The 19,318-nt window shown below is 41.3% G+C and carries 12 protein-coding genes and 1 pseudogene; 1 reads left to right on the top strand and 12 read right to left on the bottom strand.

From position 1 onward, the window contains the following. Position 1: 1 nt before the first annotated feature. The 4 genes from ABS766_RS05975 to moaA are packed head-to-tail and all read right to left on the bottom strand — an operon-like array spanning position 2 to position 3,001. A complete protein-coding gene (locus ABS766_RS05975; RefSeq protein ID WP_408084215.1) occupies positions 2-229 on the bottom strand; it encodes a MoaD/ThiS family protein in 228 nt (75 codons plus the stop codon). A 32-nt stretch (positions 230-261) separates the two neighbouring features. Next, positions 262-1,440 (bottom strand): molybdopterin molybdotransferase MoeA, encoded by a 1,179-nt coding sequence (locus ABS766_RS05980; protein ID WP_408084216.1) that lies wholly within the window; start codon positions 1,438-1,440, stop codon positions 262-264. Further along, complete coding sequence (locus ABS766_RS05985) at positions 1,437-2,021, bottom strand: nucleotidyltransferase family protein (protein ID WP_408084217.1); 585 nt, start codon at positions 2,019-2,021, stop codon at positions 1,437-1,439. The genes ABS766_RS05980 and ABS766_RS05985 overlap by 4 nt, the downstream gene beginning before the upstream one ends. Next, positions 2,018-3,001 carry a GTP 3',8-cyclase MoaA gene (moaA, locus tag ABS766_RS05990; protein ID WP_408084218.1) on the bottom strand — a complete coding sequence of 328 codons (984 nt, stop codon included), beginning with the start codon at positions 2,999-3,001 and terminating at the stop codon, positions 2,018-2,020. The genes ABS766_RS05985 and moaA overlap by 4 nt, the downstream gene beginning before the upstream one ends. Positions 3,002-3,711: 710 nt before the next feature. Between moaA and ABS766_RS05995 the strand changes: the two are divergent. Further along, a pseudogene (locus ABS766_RS05995) lies at positions 3,712-3,831 on the top strand (IS3 family transposase); the annotation flags it as partial. Between the two features lie 534 nt (positions 3,832-4,365). On the opposite strand, the gene ABS766_RS06000 reads toward ABS766_RS05995, so the two are convergent. From ABS766_RS06000 to ABS766_RS06035, 8 genes are all read right to left on the bottom strand, one after another. Next, a complete protein-coding gene (locus ABS766_RS06000; protein WP_408084219.1) occupies positions 4,366-5,268 on the bottom strand; it encodes a carbohydrate kinase family protein in 903 nt (300 codons plus the stop codon). Positions 5,269-5,283: 15 nt separating this feature from the next. Continuing rightward, positions 5,284-6,834, bottom strand: a complete 1,551-nt coding sequence (locus ABS766_RS06005; RefSeq protein ID WP_408084220.1) for a glycoside hydrolase domain-containing protein — start codon at positions 6,832-6,834, stop codon at positions 5,284-5,286. A gap of 116 nt (positions 6,835-6,950) precedes the next feature. Then, positions 6,951-8,234, bottom strand: coding sequence for a DUF4960 domain-containing protein (locus ABS766_RS06010; protein ID WP_408084221.1), 1,284 nt, complete (start codon positions 8,232-8,234; stop codon positions 6,951-6,953). 17 nt (positions 8,235-8,251) lie between these two features. After that, positions 8,252-9,946 (bottom strand): RagB/SusD family nutrient uptake outer membrane protein, encoded by a 1,695-nt coding sequence (locus ABS766_RS06015; RefSeq protein WP_408084222.1) that lies wholly within the window; start codon positions 9,944-9,946, stop codon positions 8,252-8,254. A gap of 10 nt (positions 9,947-9,956) precedes the next feature. Beyond that, a complete protein-coding gene (locus ABS766_RS06020) occupies positions 9,957-13,055 on the bottom strand; it encodes a SusC/RagA family TonB-linked outer membrane protein (protein WP_408084223.1) in 3,099 nt (1,032 codons plus the stop codon). A 27-nt stretch (positions 13,056-13,082) separates the two neighbouring features. Continuing rightward, complete coding sequence (locus tag ABS766_RS06025) at positions 13,083-14,651, bottom strand: glycoside hydrolase family 32 protein (RefSeq protein WP_408084224.1); 1,569 nt, start codon at positions 14,649-14,651, stop codon at positions 13,083-13,085. Further along, positions 14,614-15,981, bottom strand: coding sequence for a sugar porter family MFS transporter (locus ABS766_RS06030; RefSeq protein ID WP_408084225.1), 1,368 nt, complete (start codon positions 15,979-15,981; stop codon positions 14,614-14,616). The genes ABS766_RS06025 and ABS766_RS06030 overlap by 38 nt, the downstream gene beginning before the upstream one ends. A 235-nt stretch (positions 15,982-16,216) precedes the next feature. Further along, positions 16,217-18,931, bottom strand: coding sequence for a substrate-binding domain-containing protein (locus ABS766_RS06035; RefSeq protein WP_408084226.1), 2,715 nt, complete (start codon positions 18,929-18,931; stop codon positions 16,217-16,219). Positions 18,932-19,318 lie beyond the last annotated feature (387 nt).

The raw sequence follows: 19,318 nt of genomic DNA on the forward strand, positions 1-19,318 counted from the left end.
CTTATCCTCCGGAATAGGGCGGCATCAGCGCTATCTCATCTCTCTCTGTTAATGTTACCTTTTCTGTAATCACTATATTGTTTACTGCTATGGCGTATTTCATCACTGCTAAATTCGAAAACTCTATTTGCAGAGCGGCTTTTAAAATATCGGTATCACAGGCCTCAATAAATATTTCTGAACCTGTAATTTCCGCTAATTGACCGAATACTATTACTTTAACTGCCATTTTTTCTTTTCTCTACTGGTTACTTTGAACTGTTACATGGGTAAAAGGTGTACTTCTACCTTATCGCCTTTTTTACAACCGACGCTGTCTTCCTCGATTACCATCAGGCAGTTGGCTTGCGCAAAGGATTGCAGCCTATATGATTCCTGTGCATGAAGCGGCGTGACCCTTCCTTCATTATAAAAAGCTTTTATAAAATGTGTAAGTCCTATTTGCTTTGCATAATTATGCGTGGCGATAGCACTGACCTTTCTTACCGAACCCGATAGGTGCATTGCCTTTTCCAGGGCAGGTAATACATATTGATAGTAGCAGGTAAGGGATGATGACGGGTTACCCGGAAGCCCAAAAACTAATTTACCTTCTTTTGTGCCAAAAAACAAAGGCTTACCCGGCTTTTGCTTTATTTTATGAAAATGTTCTTCTACACCACAGTCTTTTGCAGCTTGCGGAACAAAGTCGTAATCACCAACGCTTACACCACCTGTAAGTAAAACAACAGTGTGTGCTTTCAAGGCGTTGTTAAGTGTTTTGATAAGTACAGCTTTATCGTCTTCAGCTTTATGTATGGTGATATTACGTATCCCTGTCTTTTGCAGGGCTGCTTTCAACTGAAAGGAATTAGACTCATAAACCTGCCCCAACCCCAGTGGACTGCCGGGTTGCTGAAGCTCATTACCTGTAAGTATAATGCATACATCAGGAGCAGCATATACCGGTACCTCTGTATAGCCTATACCTGCTAAAAAGCCAATTGCAGCAGGAGAAAGTAATGTTTCTTTTGCCATAGCAATTTGTCCCTCTTTTACTTCAGATCCAATATTGCGTACATTGGCACCCTGTGATAGACTCACATCATTTATTTTTAATTTTCCATTTTCAAAAGTTGTTTTTTCCTGCATTACAACGGTATCCGCACCCACAGGAAGCGGAGCGCCGGTAAAAATGCGGACTGCTTCGCCATCTGTAATTGTTATAGAATGGGTTGCTCCTGCCGCCATTTCCCCTGTCACTAAAAGTTTTTTGTTCCGGTCATTATATTTCAGGGCATAACCATCCATCGAGGATTGTTCAAAATTAGGTATGTTTACAGTAGCTACCACTTCTTTAGCCACAACTAATCCTGAAGCTTCTGGCAGCGGAAGTAATTTTATGGCCTCCAGCTCGTTATGTTGCTTTATTATCTCTTTAGCTTCAACTACACGTATCATTTTATCAGCTTATTATAATCTTCCATTGTATCTATGTCAAAAGCGCCATTTTCAAAAGCATATAATATTACATCATTTTTATAGCGGCTCAAAAGCCCACGCGCCCCCTGTGTACCCCTCAGGTTTAAAAGTGCATCAAAATAAGTTTTTGAAAAAAGGGCGGGAACACCCACAGTGTCCCGATATTTTGCTGCCACAATACCTTTTTTTTGTTCTGCCTTACTTGCATAAATGCCTTTAAAAACACAAGCATTAAGATAAGGCTGGTCACAAACAGATATAATACAGCTCTGCAAATCAGGATATACCAAAAGGAGTTGCTTTAATCCTGCTGTAATTGAGGTTGCCATGCCTTCCTGCCATAATTGGTTGTAGCAGATTAGTACGTTTCTATTCTTTATGCTGTCTTCTATTTTTTCAGTATCATAGCCGGTTACTACTATAACAGCATTACCTGCAACACAAACGGCTTCATTAATAACACGGTTAAGTAACGTTTCGCCTTTATACTCTAAAAGTTGTTTTGGCTGGCCCAAGCGGGAAGAATTTCCTGCTGCAAGAAGTATGATTCCTGTGTTCATCCACCAATTGATATCATACTGCGGTTCTTTAGCGATTCCGCATTGAGTTCTTTAAAATTATTGTCCATCTGTCCTCCTAATGCTTTTGACTTCGCTTTTACGCTTTCTACTATCAGAGGCGTTATTTCCTGTCCTTCGCGTAGAGCCGAAAGCAGGTCGGTCTCAGTTTTTGAGAAGAGACAGTTTTTAAGTTTACCGTCTGCAGTAAGGCGCAGGCGGTTACAACCCTCGCAAAAAGGCGCGCTCATGGTGCTGATAATACCAAAAGAGCCCTCGTGCCCGGCTATTGAATATTTTCTTGATGTATCATGTAAACCGCGTTCTATAGGGGTTATTTCATATTGAGATTTAACAACATCAACTACTTCATTAAGCGTAAAAACCTGATTGCCGGTCCAGCGATTGCCACTGAAAGGCATAAATTCAATAAAACGTATTTCTAAAGGATATTTATCTGTAAGGGCAATAAAATCATTAATTTCATCATCATTGAGGCCTTTCATAACCACCACGTTTATTTTAGTTCGTATGCCGTGGTGCAGTAAAAGTTCAATGTTGCTGCGAACTCTGTGGTATAGGTCTCGCCGCGTAATACTAATGAATTTTTCCCGTTGCAGCGTGTCCAGGCTTACATTAACCGTACGGATATCTGCCGCCATAAGTTCGGGGAGCATTTCATGGATGCGGATACCGTTGGTTGTGATGGCCAGTTCGATACCAAGATTGCCCAGCGCCTCTATAATTTGTGGTGCATCTTTTCGTATTAGTGGTTCTCCACCGGTAAGCCGTATTTTTTTTACCCCAAGTGAAACAAACAATTTTGCCAGGGTTTTAATTTCACCTGCCTGCATAAGGCGTGCAGCGGGAGCAAAATTATATTTCTCATCCGGCATGCAGTAAAAGCAACGTAGGTTGCACTTATCAGTCAGTGAAATTCTCAGGTAATCGTGTATACGGCCAAAGCTGTCCTGTATCATCATATTATAATTTAGGTCGTCCTGATAGTATTAGTGCTGCACCGTAATACAGTTTTACATTGAGTTTATACACAAATTCCACGTTTAATTTATATAAGTCAAGCAACCGACGGACGAACGTGATAAAGAACTAAGTTAAACATATTATAGGGAGTTTCTAATTTTTCACAAAACTTTAAGTGGAGTTACTACTTTATTCTGACATAAAATTTAAGACTTTTTGCTAGAAAACAAATATCTTAGAAAACATAAACGCTACTATACTCCCGAATTAAACGAACAAGCAGTTCGTTTAAGTTACCAGTGAGAGAACATAAAAGAGTTGACGGAAGAACTGGGCATAGAAGTCTAAAGGATTTATAAATGGCGCAAGGCAGCCAAAACACTACATTACCTAAACCTGAAAAACCAATACCCGATGATACTATGCGTAAAGCCCTTAAAGAAAAGAAACTTTAACTTGAAATATAATAGCTTGGTCATAAGTACAAGCCTGCAGATCAAGCAAACCAATGTTCCTGGATGGAGAATAGCTATAAGAAAAAGTAAAATAAACATGGATTTAATATTTCATTTAGATCGAGGGATACAATATGCTTCAAAAACATTTAGAACCTTTATTAAATCCAACCTATGAGCAGAAAGGGAAATTGTTAGGATAATTCGGTAGCTGACTCTTTCCTTAAACCTTAAAAGTATGACTTGTTCATGATGATGATTTTAAAACTATAGAGCAGGATAAAATCGCAATTTTTGAGTACATCGAAATATGGTATAATAGGAAAAGGTTACACTCCTTTTTTGAATATGAAACCCCTTACGAAATAGAATGAGAATTTTATCAATTTTAAAATGTAGCATAGGTCTTGAAAAAATTGTCCGACTTTTTGTTGCAAGTCCAAAGACACTCAGATTTCAAAAAAGCACAAAACAAAAAAACCTTTAAGTACTGATTGGAATAAATACCTCTACTAAAAGCGCGAATATAACGATGTGACATCCTAATATAAATACTCTCAAGTATCTTCAGTTTATGTGAATTACAACGGAGACAATAGATTAACGAAACAATTACAGGAACAACTAACTAGGGTTGAAGTATTAAAAAATGCCTGAACAAGCATTAGAGGTTTTACTGGTTAGTGATGTTTCGACAAAAGCGTCGGCGGGTCACGAATATTTCTAGTAATATTCTAATGTTGCTTTTTAGGGGAAATAGCAAAATAAGTAATTTTGGGTCTCTTTCAAGAATAATATTGTGTATGTTTTTTTAAAGTACCTGTAAATAATAATGATCCACGCTAAAAAAACTGCCCCTTTAAGAGGCAGCTTCTAGAGAAAACCCAAACTTCCTCTATCCACCCAAATTAACTTACACTTTTAGTTAACTCTTCAATTTGTTCAGTACTAATGTCCGGATTTGCCCCTGGTGAAGCCGCGACCAAAGCTCCCATAGCACAAGCATAATCCAATGCTTTGTGGGGGGGGGCATTAACAAGAAGTTTCATTATCAGCGTTGCCAGAAATGCGTCACCGGCACCAACGGTGTCAACCACTTTTACTACGTAGCCTTTATTGCTGTATAATTGGCCATCCCACAATAGTATCGCACCATGCTTACCCTTAGTAACACAAATAGCTGTGGAGCCTGTTTTTTTTGCGATAAACTCCAGATTATCTTCTAAAAGGTTAGCGTGAGAACCAAGTTTACCTGCGATTTCAATTAGCTCTTCGTCGTTGAATTTGATGAAATCAGCTTTTTTCATCAGTTCCAGTAGGATATCAATTTCGTAATGTGGGGGCCTGAGATTCACATCGAAAACTTTATAGCTGTCTATTTCTAATAGACCGAGTAAACTTTCTTTTGACACTGCGTCACGGCAGGCAAGGCTTCCGTAAATCAGTACATCAGCCCCTTTTACCAAATCAAATACATTTTGGGTAACACTAATTTTATCCCATGCCGAAGGATAGCTTATTTCATAGCTGGCACTGCCACGTTCGTTTACATATACTTGTACCAGTCCGGTAGGATAATCTTCAACGGTTACAATTCCTGTAGTATCCAAGCCCTTTTCCTGCACATAACTAATAATCTCTTTACCATCAGTATCTTTTCCAATTGCACTTACCATTGCGGCTTCACAGCCTAAGCTTTGCATCCTTAAGGCCAGGTTAAGAGGGGCTCCGCCAATTTTTTTCCCATCAGCAAATACGTCCCACAATACCTCTCCAAAAGATACTGCTTTTATTTTTCTGTTATTGCTCATCAATCTTAATTTAGGTTACGGTTTTTTAATTTCCAATCCACTAAAAGTTGCAGTTGCACCTTCAGTGGCTATAAGTCCCCAGGTCTGTTGGTCGCGGCCGTAAATACGGTTACTTAATACTGTTTTTCCGTCTACATAAATTTCGCAAATACTGCCATCTGCTATAACCGTAATGTTATAAGCCGTGCCAGCCTGAATGCTAAAAGGTACGCGTGTAACTTCGTCTCCGTTGCTGTTATAAGCTGCTATACGGTTTTGCTGCGGCTCGAATACAATTTTATAATATGCACTGCTGCTCACGTTAAAGAAAAAACCTGCCGAACCTGAAATATTATTAAGCGTAATTTGTGCCGTAGCTTTCATTTTTTTTGCTACAGGAGTCAATGTAACCATAGCGTTTTCACTTACTGAGTTCAATGTAAAGGTACTACCATTTTGGGTTATATTACCTAAAGAGTTTTGCACGGTGATAGCAGAAGATTGTGTAAACAATTGATTTACCGCATCAGGGGCTTTTAATCCCAGACTTCCGTCGATATTTTGTATAAGCTCCTGCACTACAAGGTTGCCTGCCCATTCTTTACCTCCCGTATCATTTTCGGGTGATTTACGCGCAGTCCATCCAAAACAATAGCGTTTATTACTATCTGAAGCAGTTTTAGCTGCGTAAAAGTACTCTCCGTCCAGCATATCATTATCAGGTTTTGTCCAGGGGCCGTTTATAGAAGTAGCCATGCGGTAATGGACTCCTTTTGCATTACTCCAGTTTTCGCTGAAAGTTAGGTACCAATAGCTACCCATTTTAAATACGTCTGCACATTCCATCATAAGATAATTATCTTCAGGTGTAGTAGTGTATAATGGCCCCAAGGGTGTCCAGTTGTTACTTGATGGGTCGGTTGTGGTAAATTTAAGTAAAACAGCCTTGCGACTGGGGTCAGTTTGTGTACTAACCAGCATCCAGTACTTACCATCATCTGGGTTTTGAAATACATGTGGGTCACGGAAGTCATAATCATAGTATCCTGCCGGAGCCGTTATCTTGAAAGAAGTTTGCTTAGTCCAGTGTGTCCTGTCGGTGCTGGTGGCTAATAGTACACTCTCACGTGGGTTATTGGCACGGAAAGCTGCGATATCATTATGTCCCGTATAGTAAAAGTAATAAGTACTGCCTACTTTTATTAATGATCCGGTTCCTACACCAAAATCAGGTTCGTCCTGACCCCCATAAGGAATTATCTGGCCTTTATATTCAAAATGGGCAAGGTCGGTAGTAGAATATTCATGGATGTCATGGAAGCCTTTGCCTGCAGGTTTATTTATAGCATCGTGCAAAAAATATACATGAAAGGTTCCGTCTTCATAAAACGGCATAGGGTCGCCTGTGTAACCGGCACTAAAGTAAGGGTTTTCTCCGCCCATCCATTGCGAAGGAGGGGTAGGGTATATGCTGCTAATGGCTGTTTCGCCGCCTATTATTGAACCACCAATGTACTTGTCGTCATCATTACACGACATAAGTGACAGGGCTAAAGCAGGAAGCAGGTATATCTGTTTAAATTTCATAGCGCTATTAATTGTTTATAAGATAGTTGATGCTGTTTTGGGTAAGGGTTTGGATGTTGTTTATGTAACCATTAGTTTGGCTTGGATTACCATTAACATCGGGCTCGTTATACCAGTCATAGGCACCCAATGAAATTACTACTACATTTTTGTCGGGATCGCCCCATTCGGCAATTAATTACTACACGCCCGTTGAGCCCGGTATCCCAGGGCTCGCTGGCTAGGTTTATACCGCCAGTTTGGTTCCTCCAGCCGGCACCATCCCCATAGCCGCCCCATTCGGGTAAAAACCACCAGGCGGTATGGTTAAGCCTGAAGGTACCGCTTTCAAGTAAATAGGCTTTGTTGCCTTCGTAGGTTTCCAGATTTTGAAAGATAGGATGGCCTTCGTGTCCGGCAAATGTAATACCCCAGGAGTTATCTGCATCAACACCCCCATTAGGAGGGAAATCGCCAAAAATGTTGTTTGGACCTTTGCCTGAAGGTACAATTTCAAGTGCGTCTACATATTGACTGGCAAAAGTTGTAAGCAGCAAGTTACCGCCATTAGCCCTGTAGGTTTGCAGGGCTGCTGTTACCGTAGGATTTAAAGAAATTGAAGGCAGGTTTTGTGCGCTGTCATAATGCCACCATATTAGGTTTATTTCACTAATGTCTGTGCCTGAATTAATCTGGGCAAAAGACAGGTATTGTGCGCCCTGGTAATTATCAAAAAGCCAGTCGCATGCAATTTTTTCATCCATGTTGGTTATCGCTTCACGCGTTGCTGCAGTCCCTAAAAACGCAACAGTTATGCCTTCTGCGGGTACACTTACGATTGCTGTATAGTCTACAGAGCCCGTGGACGTGCTTACTGTAAATATTACAGAGCTTGTAAAATTGATGGTGCTGCCTGAAGCAGGTGATATGCTAACGCCTTCACTAAGCTCTATTAAAGGCTGAAGCGCTGTAAGGTCAGTTCCTGAAGGAAGTGTTAGCAATATAGTATGGGATGTATTATTTATACTTGCTGCAATATCGTTGATCTTAAAGCTGATAATGGGCGAAGCAACTGATACGTTTACAGTATAATCTTTAAAGAGATTCCCATTCACTACCCTGAAGTTTACCGGTTGCGCAAAATTCTTTACCTGGCTGAAATCTACATTTATATCAGCCCCGTTTGGTAGCCCAATGGTAGCTATCTGGCTTGTAATGTCAGTACCATAAGGCACTACCACATTTATAATCCCTGTCCCCTGGTTAATTGTCCCTTCGGTTCCTGCTATGCTAAAATATGTGATGCTTACAGGAACATTAGTTTCAAAGCCTGTGTTGTCAAAACTATCTTCACAGGAAAAGAGTGTTACAAAAAGCAGTAGCAATGTTGCTACAAGACTGGTTTTATATATTTTTTTCATGGTTTTAGCTTTAAGTATTAATAACCCGGATTTTGATGATACACTCCCTGGCTAAAGTTTATCTGCGCCAGAGGTATGGGACAATATTCTTCTTTATTACGGTCAAAGGAAGCATCTGAATAATAAGCACGCTTAGTTTTTTCTTCGGCGTAATAGGCATTCATTACCTCATCTGCCACACCCCATCGTACCAGATCAAAGAAACGGCTGCCCTCCATGGCAAATTCCAAACGCCGCTCCCAGCGCAGTGCCTCGCGTGCAAATTCCTGTGTCCAGGTACAGTTTTGCCCGTTAATATAAGGGCTGATATTGGTATTGGTAGCGTATCCGGAAATAAGCCCGGTACTGTTGGCCGCACGGTTGCGTATCTCATTTATTAGTTCAAGGGCCTGGTCTTGCTGGCCTGTTTCTATCAATGCTTCAGCTCTCATGAGCAATACATCGGCATAACGAATTTGTATCCTGTTTTTGGCATTGCCATAAAAAGGGTCTATGTTCACAATACAGTTGCACCCTACAGGAACATTTTCTTTTAATGAAGCGGTATAGCCATACGTGCTCGGGCTGCGTACCCATGACTCCACATACGTATATTCAGGGTCATACTTCCAGGGCAGGCCAGGCAATGCTACTGTATGGTACAGTCGCGGGTCTACGGTATAATCATTTAGTGCATTATAATCTAAGTCCGCATCATTATAGGTATCAAACATAGGTATACCATTTGCAGCAGTTTTATACGCATTTACCAGGTTTTGGCTCGGTTTATGAAAGTCACAGCAGCCCAGCCCCTGCGGGAGGCTCAGCACATCGCCATAATTTAGCCTGCCATATAACGTGCCGTCGTCCTGACTAAACTGTATGGAAAATATGCTTTCAGGACCGTTTTCATACTGTCCCGGCAGAAAATTGTTTGCAAAATCAGGCTCAAGGCTTGCGGCGCCAATTACATGGCTTGTAGCCTCAAGCACTTGTTGCATATGTTCCTGATTGATGCCTATAACATTATAGTTGTCATCCTGTGTGTAGGCCTGGTATAAACGAACTTTGGCAAGGTAAGCATATGCCGCAGCTTTATCGGCCCTGCCCACCTGTGTTTGGCTATCCGGTAACAGCCCGGTGGCATCTTCAAAGTTTTGCGCTATGGCTTCCCAAAGTTCCTCATTGTTTAATGCAGTATTACTGATCTGCCCATAGTCTTCTACCGGAATATCCTCAGTAATATAGGGTATATTTCGGTACAATATTTTCAGCATGAAATAGAAATGTCCACGAACAAACTTCATTTCACCAATGCGCTGCTGTTTTAAAGGATAGTCTCCTTCATCAAGCTGTTCCAGGGCCTTTAGGGCTTTATTACAGCGTGAAATACCCACATAGTGCTGATACCACAGCGCATCGAGTTCGCCAAAATCAGGACGGATATTATTTGATATTTCAAAAAAATGAAAATCCTGTATGTCGTTTGTACCGCTGCCTCCTTTGTAGGCATCGTCGCTGCGTACGTTACCATAAGGCCAAAGGCTGAAAGGGGTATCGTAGTGGTCATTACCCAAAGCGGAATAGGCTGCAATAATAAAGCCATCTACGTTTTCCGGGGTTACCAGTTGCTCTTCGTCAAGCACCCCGCGTGGGTCATTATCGAGAAAATCAGAACATGATGCGGTAAACATCAGGCCGAGCAGACCTGCAATATATAAAGTCTTTTTCATTGTCTTTTTTTTAAAGTGAAACATTTAGCCCTACGGTAAAAGTCATAGGTAGCGGGTAGCCAAAGGCAGGGCTTTCAGGATCTACACCTGTAAACGTTTTGCTGTCAATAATCAGCAGGTTTTGGCCACTTATATATATCCTGAAATTTTCAAGACTGTATTTTTCCGAGAGCGACTTTGGCAATGTATAGCCCAATTGCAGTACGCGTAGCTTTAGGTAACTGCCATTTTCTACATAATACGTGCTAAAGCGGCTTTCTGCATTACGGTCTACTGTAGTCAGCGCCGGTATAGAGGAGTTCGGGTTATCTACACTCCAGGCATTCAACAGGCGTGTTCCCTTGTTAGAGCCTACGTCGTCTACGCTCCAAAAATCAGTCTGGTATTTTTTACTGTTAATTACATCTACATTGCCTATACCGTCCCAAAAGGTAGTAAAGTCGAAGTTCTTGTAACTAAGAGCTATGTTTATACCATATTGGAAGCCAGGATTAGGGTTGCCGATCCATGTACGGTCGTTTGTGTCTATAACCCCGTCGCCATTAAGGTCTTTATAGCGAATACGCCCCATGCCTTTTCCCGGCTGATCCGCATGCTCATCTACCTCATCCTGTGTACGGAATAAGCCGTCTGCTACATAGCCATACATAGAATTGATGGGCCTGCCCAGTATATTATCGTCTAAACCGTTACCACCATAGCTGTTGCGTACTTCTGCGGGTAACTTTGTAATCTTATTTTTATTGGCTGAAAAGTTACCTGTAATTTCATATTTAAACCCTCCCGAAGTTTCGTTGCGGTAAGTAAGTATGGACTCCCAGCCGCGGTTTTCCATGCTGGCGCCGTTTACCCAGCGGTTTCCACCTTCGCCAATGGCACCTAAATAAGGTGGCAGTACCAGTATATCGTCGGTTTTCTTAACGTAATAATCTACCGAACCGCTTAATTTTTGCCCGAAAAACCCAAAGTCAAGGCCTATGTCGGTTTGTGTTGTGGTTTCCCATTTCAGGTCGTCGTTGCCGGTCTGTGTGGCAATATAACCCGATGGCAAAAGCCCATTGTTGTTTCCATTAATGTCATAAGCAGTGCCGTAAGAGGTTGCCCAGGTAGGGCTTCCACCTGCGTAGTTGGCAAGGAACAGGGAGTATACTGCCGTATTGCTTATTTCCTGGTTACCGGTTTGCCCCCAACTGGCACGCAGTTTCAGATCGGAAACAGGCGTGTTTTCAATATTTTTAAGAAAATTTTCTTCGCTGATACGCCATCCGGCTGAAACGGCTGGAAATGTGCCAAAACGATTGTTTTTTCCGAATCTTGACGAACCGTCACGGCGCACGGTGGCCGAAGCAAGGTAGCGTCCATCATAATCATAATCGGCTTTGCCAAAGTAGGAGAGGAGTTTGTAACGGGTTGAAGTACCGCTTGTAAACGATTCGCCTGTACCGGCATCCGGGTACATATAATCAGGCGTTTCGATTATAAAGTCATTTTTCCTCAGCGTAGTGTTATCATAGGTATCGCTATACATTTCAGTACCGACAAGCAGGTTTATGTGATTCTTGCCCATTTCAAAATTGTAGGTAGCGGTATTGCTCCATGTCCATTTTTCGCTTACGGTCTGATCTATAGTTACCGAGGTCTGGTCGTTTTGCAGGTAACCCGACTGGTAGCTGCGTTGCAGCGTGCGTTTGTTGTAGTAACCATAATCAATACCAAAACTCGTTTTTACATGCAGGTTTTTAATTACCTCAAGGTCAGCATAGGCATTACCAAAGAGGCGCAGGTATTTATAGGGGTTGTCTTTGTTGTATTCTAAAAGGCGCACCGGGTTTTGGCGGTCATTCATACCACCTACCGGGCCACCCCACCCTTTACCATCTACGGTATGTACGGGGATAAGAGGCAGTGCCCTGAGCGCCGGGTCTAATACTCCCGGGTCTGTTACTTCTTTTGTGCGGTTCATGGTAAAATTTTCACCGATGGTAAGCCTGCCGTCAAAATATTTATAAGAACTGTTCATTCGCGCCGAAATACGGGTAAATTCGGTGGTTTTTACAATGCCTTCGTTGTTGTAGTAGTTCAATGAAAAGAGGTAGCTTCCCTTATCGGAACCGTTGGATACTGATAAATCGTAATTCTGGGCAATACCTGTACGCGAAATAGCATCGTACCAATCCGTATTGGCTGATTTAATGGTCTGTGCGGCATCAAGATATTCCGGTACTAACACATTATTTAGTGTGGGACGTCCATCTACTACGCTCCAGTCAAATTGGTAGCTCAGGTTGTTATTGTTAGGATCAATCCCATCGTTTATATTCGCCTGCCATAGTGCCTGGCCGTATTGTTGTGCATTTAACACTTTTGTCCGGTGTGCATATGAAGAGAAAGAGGTATACTGATCGAAATTGATGCGCATACGGCCATTTTTACCTTTTTTGGTGGTAATTATGATAACACCGTTACTGGCACGCGACCCGTAAATACTGGCAGAGGCTGCATCTTTCAATACCTGTATGGTTTCTATATCGTTCGGATTCAGTTCGTGCATGCCCGATTTTGTAGGCACGCCGTCAATAACTAACAGTGGGGCAGTGTTATTTAACGTACCCACGCCACGGATGACAATATTGGTGTTACCACCACTGGGAGAGCCGTCTGTACTTACCCGCACCCCAGGTACACGCCCCTGTAGCGATTGCACCACGTTGGGTTGTTTTTGCTTTGAGGCTTCTTCCATATCTACAACCGCCACAGCCCCGGTAATGTCTGCTTTTTTCTGGCTGGAATATCCTGTAACCACTACAGTGTCCAGTTCGGTTTGATCCGGTTGCAGGGCAATGTTGATTTGCGGGCCGGCTGCAATCGTTTGCGATTGAAACCCCATAAAGCTAATGGTAAGCTGGCTTGAAGCCGGAACATTGGTAAGGGTAAAGTTACCGTCAATATCGGTAACTGTTGCAATAGTAGTGCCTGTTACAAGTACCGAGGCACCTGGAAGGGGTAGGTTATCTTCCCCGGAAAGCACCGTCCCTTTTACTTCTATGCCTTGTGCTGAGGCCAGTAAAGGCAAAAGGAGGTACAAAAAAAAGATAATTTTACATTTCATATTTTTGTTTGGTTTAAGGTTAGTTATTTAGTTAAAATTAAGCTGATTGACCGTAAGGTTTTCAACATCAAACTTTTGCCCGCCTTCAATGCTGAGGGATGTAAAGGGGCTTTTGGTATAAAATATTTCGGTAAAGGCCATTTCGCCGTCATTGTAGAATATTTCTATGGACGTTTTATCAAGAAGGAACCTCAGTTTTACCTTCTTTTTTATACCAGGCAATTTCGCTTTTGATACTGCAGCCGTAAATTTGTGGAAACTTGTCGAATTACTTGATTTGGAACGGTCAATAAAAAACTCCCCGCTAGCATTGTTAAAACCAAAATGAAGTTCATCGCCATCGGTATTCGAAAGCATAAGTGTATAAGTTTCTTTTTTCAGGTTTTTCAGGGTCAGGCTTATTTCAGCCTGTGTAAGGTCCGTTTTACCTTCCGGTATCAATACTGTATTTTGTTTTACCGAAATCTTTTTCTCTACATCGGTTTTAGTAATATAATTCTGGAGGTTCTTTATAGGTACCGTATTCAGCCTGTAGCCATTGCCGTCTTTCACTAATTCGAGTTCCCTTACGGTTGTATTTGTGCCCCGCCAGGTTTGTGTAGGTACTACGTTAGCGTAGTCCCAATTAGACATCCAACCGATAAAATAGCGTTTGTATTCTTTATCAGGTGTGCCCCCCCAGGTTACCCCGGCATAATTGTCGCGTCCGTAATCAATCCAAACCGCCTTTTCTCTGTCAAGTTTTTGGGCAAAAGTTTTGTCAAGGGTAAAGTTTGTCCCGTCAAAATCACCTATAAAATATTGTGTACCACTACCTCCGTTAGCTCCACCGGGATTCAGGCTTTGTATTAATACCCATTTCACTTCGTTGGTTCCTTTTACCTTTAAAGGGAAAAAATCCGGGCATTCCCACACACCCCCGTGTGCACCGATGCCTACACCGAAATCAGAAAGATATTCCCAGTCCTTCAGGTTGTCAGTCGTATAGAACTGAGCCCTGTCTTGTGCTGCAATCACCAGTATCCAACGGTTATTTACCCAATCGCGATTTACCTTTGGGTCGCGGAAATCATGTACTCCGGGATTTTTTATTACGGGGTTTCCCTGGTCATATTTTGTCCAGGTTTGCCCCTTATCAAGTGAGTAGGCAAGACCCTGCGATTCCACATCAATTTTACCCTCTTTTTCTTTTACCGGGTCATGGTAGGTAAATATGGCTACTGCCGGTGCTTGACCATTTTCTCCAAAGCCACTGGTATTTTGTGCATCATAAGCCGCACTGCCGGAGAAAATATATCCAAAACGGTCTGGGTATAGGGCTATGGGTTGCTCTTCCCATTTCACCAGATCTTTACTTGTGGCATGTCCCCAGTGCATGGGCCCCCAGGTATTGCCATAGGGCCAATACTGAAAGTAAAGGTGGTAAATGCCATCGGCATAAAACAAGCCGTTAGGATCGTTCATCCAATTATTTTTCGGCGTAAAATGAAAGTTAGGCCTGTAGTTTGTTTCGTCGCTGTTTGCCCGCTGGGCATATATGTTACCCAAAAGGCATAAGCTAGTCAGCCCGCAGAGCAGAAGTTTTTTTGTATTCATTTTTTTGAATTTGTCTGTTTTTATTATTGGTCAGCTCCCCGCTAAGCTCTTCAAGGGATTTTCCTTTGGTTTCTGGCATAATGAATATTACAAAAAGCAACTGGAATACCATCATTACAGTAAATATCAGGAATACTATTGCAGGCCCTATAGTAGTAAAAAGCACCGGTACCAAAGATGGGATTATTGCAGCAAGTACCCAGTGCACGGAACTGCCGAATGCCTGCCCTGAAGCGCGTATGTGGTTAGGGAATATTTCGGAGATGAATACCCATATTACAGCGCCCTGGCCTATAGCATGTGCAGCTATGAAAATGAAAAGGAAGGCCGGTACGGCCATGCCGCCCCAACCGAAGTAAAATGCTGCTGATACAAGCCCCAGCGAAATTATGTATCCCACCGAGCCTATATACATTAGTAGCCTGCGGCCGAATTTATCTATCAGTGCAACACCAATCAGGGTAAATACAAGGTTGATGATGCCAATACCTATACTACTTAATAGCGCTGTACTATCGCCCAGCCCGGCTTCTTTAAAGATACGTGGAGCGTAATATAAGAAAGCATTAATCCCCGAAAACTGATTAAAAAAAGCAATAAGGAATGCCAGCAATACCGGAAAGCGGTATTTTTTGGAAAATAGGTTTTCATTAGCGATATCTTTTTCCTGATTTTGTTCCAACATCAGGGTCTCAATATCCGCGTTAGGATCAATTATTGTTAGTACTTTACGGGCTTCTTCGTGCCTGAACTTTGATAGTAACCAGCGTGGGCTTCTTGGTACAGTAAACATAAGTAACGTATATATGGCTGCAGGTAATGCCTGTATACCCAACATCCAGCGCCATGCATTTTCGCCTATGTCTTTTAAAAAATAGTTTGACACAAAGGCTACCAGTATCCCCAGCACTATATTAAACTGATACAGAGCTACCAACCGGCCCCGCTTTTCTGCGGGCGCTATTTCTGATACATAGGCAGGTGCGGCTATTGTTGATGCCCCTACACCCAGGCCACCAATGAAACGAAATAAGGCAAATATATAGGGGTTATTTGCCATGGCTGAACCAATAGCCGATATAAAATAAAGTACGCCTATCCACAGGAGGGTGTTTTTTCGTCCGATGGAATTGGTGGGGATGCCCCCAAAAATGGCTCCTACTACAGTACCCCATAATGCCATACCCATAACTACAGTTCCATGAAAGGCATCAGATGAATGCCATAAACTTTGTAATTGCTGATCAGCACCGGAGATAACTACAGTATCAAAACCAAAAAGAAATCCTGCAAGCGCTGCAATAACCGACCAGATAATAATTTTGTTCATTGATAGAAAATTTAATTAATCTGATGGCTAAAGTAGCAGTAAATACAGTTAGGCTTTTTTACTGACGTTACAATAATGTAACACAATATTGAGTTTGTAATGCATTTTAGTGTTAATGATTAAAAATCAAAAACTTAACTTTACGAAAACATTTTCATCTATATCGATATAGTTATGAAAATGTTACGTAAAAGCTAAAAATGTTACCTGTTTTTTGATACAAATTGGTATCACCTCATCCTGTAGTTTTATAATCTTTGGGCGAAACACCGTATTTATTTTTAAAGGCAGTAGAAAAGTAATTAGGAGAGGAATATCCTAAAGCATATGCTACTTCACTTACATTCATATTTCCGCCTTTTAACATTTCGGAGGCCTGTTCCAGTTTAATATTACTTATATGGTCACTAATGTTAATACCTAAAATTGCTTTAACTTTCCTGTAAAGCTGTACTCTTGATACCAGCATTTTTTCGGCGAGTTCTTCCACCGAAAATTTTGGGTCATCAATATTGTCAGTAATGAAAGTATTCATCTTTGCAATAAAATCCTGTTCCAGACTTCCAAAGCGCGTTTCAGGATCTACTTTATATATATTGTTTGTATAATAATACCGGAGTTTTTCACGGTTGAACAATAAGTTTTCAAGGGTCCGTTGCAGTACCGATAGGCTAAAAGGTTTTGTAAGATAACTGTCTACCCCTGCCTGTAGCCCTTTTATCATAGATTCTTTATTGCTTAGTGCTGTAAGCATCACTATAGGAATGTGGGATGTCCGAAGGTCTTTTTTAAGTATGCGGCTTATTTCAAAGCCATCTATCTCCTTAAGGTTTATGTCACAAATAATGATGTCGGGAATGTTTTGTATGGCACATAGTACTGCATCAGAACCATCGCTGGTGGTTACATTATAGTCTGTACCCAGTTTATTGTCCAGAAAATTAACCAGGTCCGGATGGTCTTCTATAATTAACAGGCTATACTTTTCGCTGTTTACATTTTTATTGATACTTGTTGTAACATCAGGTTCTGAACTCACGAATTCCTGCAGCTTTAACATGCCTGTTTTTAGATCTTCTTCATTACGGTTAATTTCATTAGCAGTAAGGTGGCTGGTGCCTTTTTGTAATGATAGGGTAAATTCGGTACCGTGGTGCGACTTTACTTCTAACGAACCTTTATGAAGTACAACAAATTCACGGGCTAAGTTAAGCCCTATGCCTGAACTGCTCTTAGTGTTATTTGATGCCTTAAAAAAGGGATTGAATACCTGCGGAAGTTCTTTTTCCGGTATGCCAATACCCGAATCTCGAAAGATAATCTTTACCTGCGATGCCGTTTCTTTTATGATGATTTTTATGTACCCGTTATCAGGAGTAAATTTAAAAGCATTTGAAAGAAGGTTAAAATATACTTTATCTATAAGACCATGGTCTATAAATATATCAATTCCCCTATTTTCACAGGTCACCGTAAATTCAATATTACGTTTTGTTGCTTCAGCCCTGAAATTGGCCATGAGCGCCAGGGTAAAGTCATAGATATTTGTCCGGGATGTCAGCAGGCTGAATTTTTGTTCTTCTATTTTTCTGAAATCCAGCAGTTGGTTAATAAGGTGCAATAACCGGTTTGAATTGGTATAAATAAGTTTCATTTCTTCCATCAGCCGGGTCCCTTTGATTTTTTCATTTTCAATCAATGATTCCGCATAGCTAATGATTAAAGTCAATGGGGTTTTAAACTCGTGGCTTAAGCCGGTAAAGAAACTGAATTTAGCCTCGTTATTCCTGCGGGCTTCCTCAGCCATGGTTTCCAATGTATTGTTTTGTCTCGTAACCGTATTGTTGATTGCTTCGAGTTGTCGTTTTTTCTTTTTTAGTGAAACCGTACTGTAAATACTGTACAGTGCAAGTGCTAATATGGTGGCCAGGAAAAAACTCAGCAAGCGGACCAGGTGTTTTTGCGAACTGAATTCCTGCTCCTGGATTTTAATGGCTTCAAGCTGACCTTCGATCACCTTTTGCTGCTGGTCTACCTTATCCATTTGGTTTTCGATAATTTCCGCATTGTTGCGGTCAACCACAATCGTATTGAGGATATTATTTTTTGCAAAGGGTTCCCGGTTATGGATTGTAATCGCGAGTTTTATAGCTTCGTTACCTCCGTTAGGGTACAGTATAGTGGCTGTCAGGGTACCTTTTTTTACAAGCTCGATACCCCCGTTAGGCGTATTAAGCGCATCTACACCTATAATTTTTATATTTTTTTCAACCCCTAACTCTTTTGCCGCTTCCCATGCCCCGAGCGCCATACGGTCGTTGTGTGCAAAAATGTAGCTTGTTTCTTTTCTGTGTGCTAAAAGCGCTTTGAGTTGGCTTTTTGCAGAGGGGAGTTCCCAATTACCCCGGATTTTATCAGTTATTTTTAATTGAGGGTTCTGATCGACGATTTGTTTAAAGCCTAAGCTACGCTCGTAGGCAGGAGAAGAAGCATCAGCCCCGGTAATTTCTATGATATTTATTACCCCTCTGGTATTAGCTACTATATATTTAGCGGCATTACGCCCGACTTCTATATTATCGGCGCCTATAAAGGCAGTAAAGTCTTCTTTATCCGTTTTTCGGTCAATTGCCACTACCGGCACCCCTTGGTTCAGTGCTTTTTTAATAACGGAATCCAGTGGGCGTGCCTCAATTGGTGATACTAAAAGAATATCTACCCCTTCAGAGATTAGTCTTTCAATATCCTTTATTTGCTGCTTTACATCGTTATGGGCATCTTTAATGGTTAATTCTGTCTCCGGATGCAAGGAGGCTTCTACCATCATGGACTGGTTCATTTGCCTGCGCCATTCGTCTGTAGTCATTGCCTGAGAGAAGCCAATCTTGATTTTCTTATCGTGTTCTTTTTCGCTACAGCCCAAGACAACTATAAAAGAGATCATCATCATCAACTTTTTAGAAGACCGCCGGAACATTAAAAAAAAACACATCGCAATTTCTGAATATTAAAATTTACCACTTAAAAACTGTAATACAAAAATACAAGTATTTTTCTTTAAATGAAGAAAATAATCTGTATCAGGTTGAGAATGGCAAATAAAAGTCCTGTGTCCGGTAGTGCTTTGAACCTAATGGCTAAAACCGGCATCATTGCTGTAAAAGTATAATTGTGGGAATTTTATTCCCATAATTATACTACAGATTAATTAGGTAACAGAAGCTAACAATTAGGGAGTTAAGAGCGCAATCCTATTTACAAGGTTACTAAAATTACATCACCTATCTACTACTGACCCATATAAAATCCTTCATGTCTTTTATTGCTTCGATTGAAT

It is taken from the genome of Flavobacterium rhizosphaerae, assembly GCF_046000445.1.
Classification (GTDB): domain Bacteria; phylum Bacteroidota; class Bacteroidia; order Flavobacteriales; family Flavobacteriaceae; genus Flavobacterium; species Flavobacterium rhizosphaerae.

Bases quoted from the DNA above. Each gene is read 5' to 3' on its own strand.
- ABS766_RS06015 (WP_408084222.1), bottom strand. From the start codon at position 9,946: ATGAAAAAGACTTTATATATTGCAGGTCTGCTCGGCCTGATGTTTACC.
- ABS766_RS06025 (WP_408084224.1), bottom strand. From the start codon at position 14,651: ATGAATACAAAAAAACTTCTGCTCTGCGGGCTGACTAGCTTATGCCTT.
- ABS766_RS06020 (WP_408084223.1), bottom strand. From the start codon at position 13,055: ATGAAATGTAAAATTATCTTTTTTTTGTACCTCCTTTTGCCTTTACTG.
- ABS766_RS06010 (WP_408084221.1), bottom strand. From the start codon at position 8,234: ATGAAAAAAATATATAAAACCAGTCTTGTAGCAACATTGCTACTGCTT.
- ABS766_RS05985 (WP_408084217.1), bottom strand. From the start codon at position 2,021: ATGAACACAGGAATCATACTTCTTGCAGCAGGAAATTCTTCCCGCTTG.
- ABS766_RS06000 (WP_408084219.1), bottom strand. From the start codon at position 5,268: ATGAGCAATAACAGAAAAATAAAAGCAGTATCTTTTGGAGAGGTATTG.
- ABS766_RS06030 (WP_408084225.1), bottom strand. From the start codon at position 15,981: ATGAACAAAATTATTATCTGGTCGGTTATTGCAGCGCTTGCAGGATTT.
- moaA (WP_408084218.1), bottom strand. From the start codon at position 3,001: ATGATGATACAGGACAGCTTTGGCCGTATACACGATTACCTGAGAATT.
- ABS766_RS05975 (WP_408084215.1), bottom strand. From the start codon at position 229: ATGGCAGTTAAAGTAATAGTATTCGGTCAATTAGCGGAAATTACAGGT.
- ABS766_RS06035 (WP_408084226.1), bottom strand. From the start codon at position 18,931: ATGATGATGATCTCTTTTATAGTTGTCTTGGGCTGTAGCGAAAAAGAA.
- ABS766_RS05980 (WP_408084216.1), bottom strand. From the start codon at position 1,440: ATGATACGTGTAGTTGAAGCTAAAGAGATAATAAAGCAACATAACGAG.
- ABS766_RS06005 (WP_408084220.1), bottom strand. From the start codon at position 6,834: ATGAAATTTAAACAGATATACCTGCTTCCTGCTTTAGCCCTGTCACTT.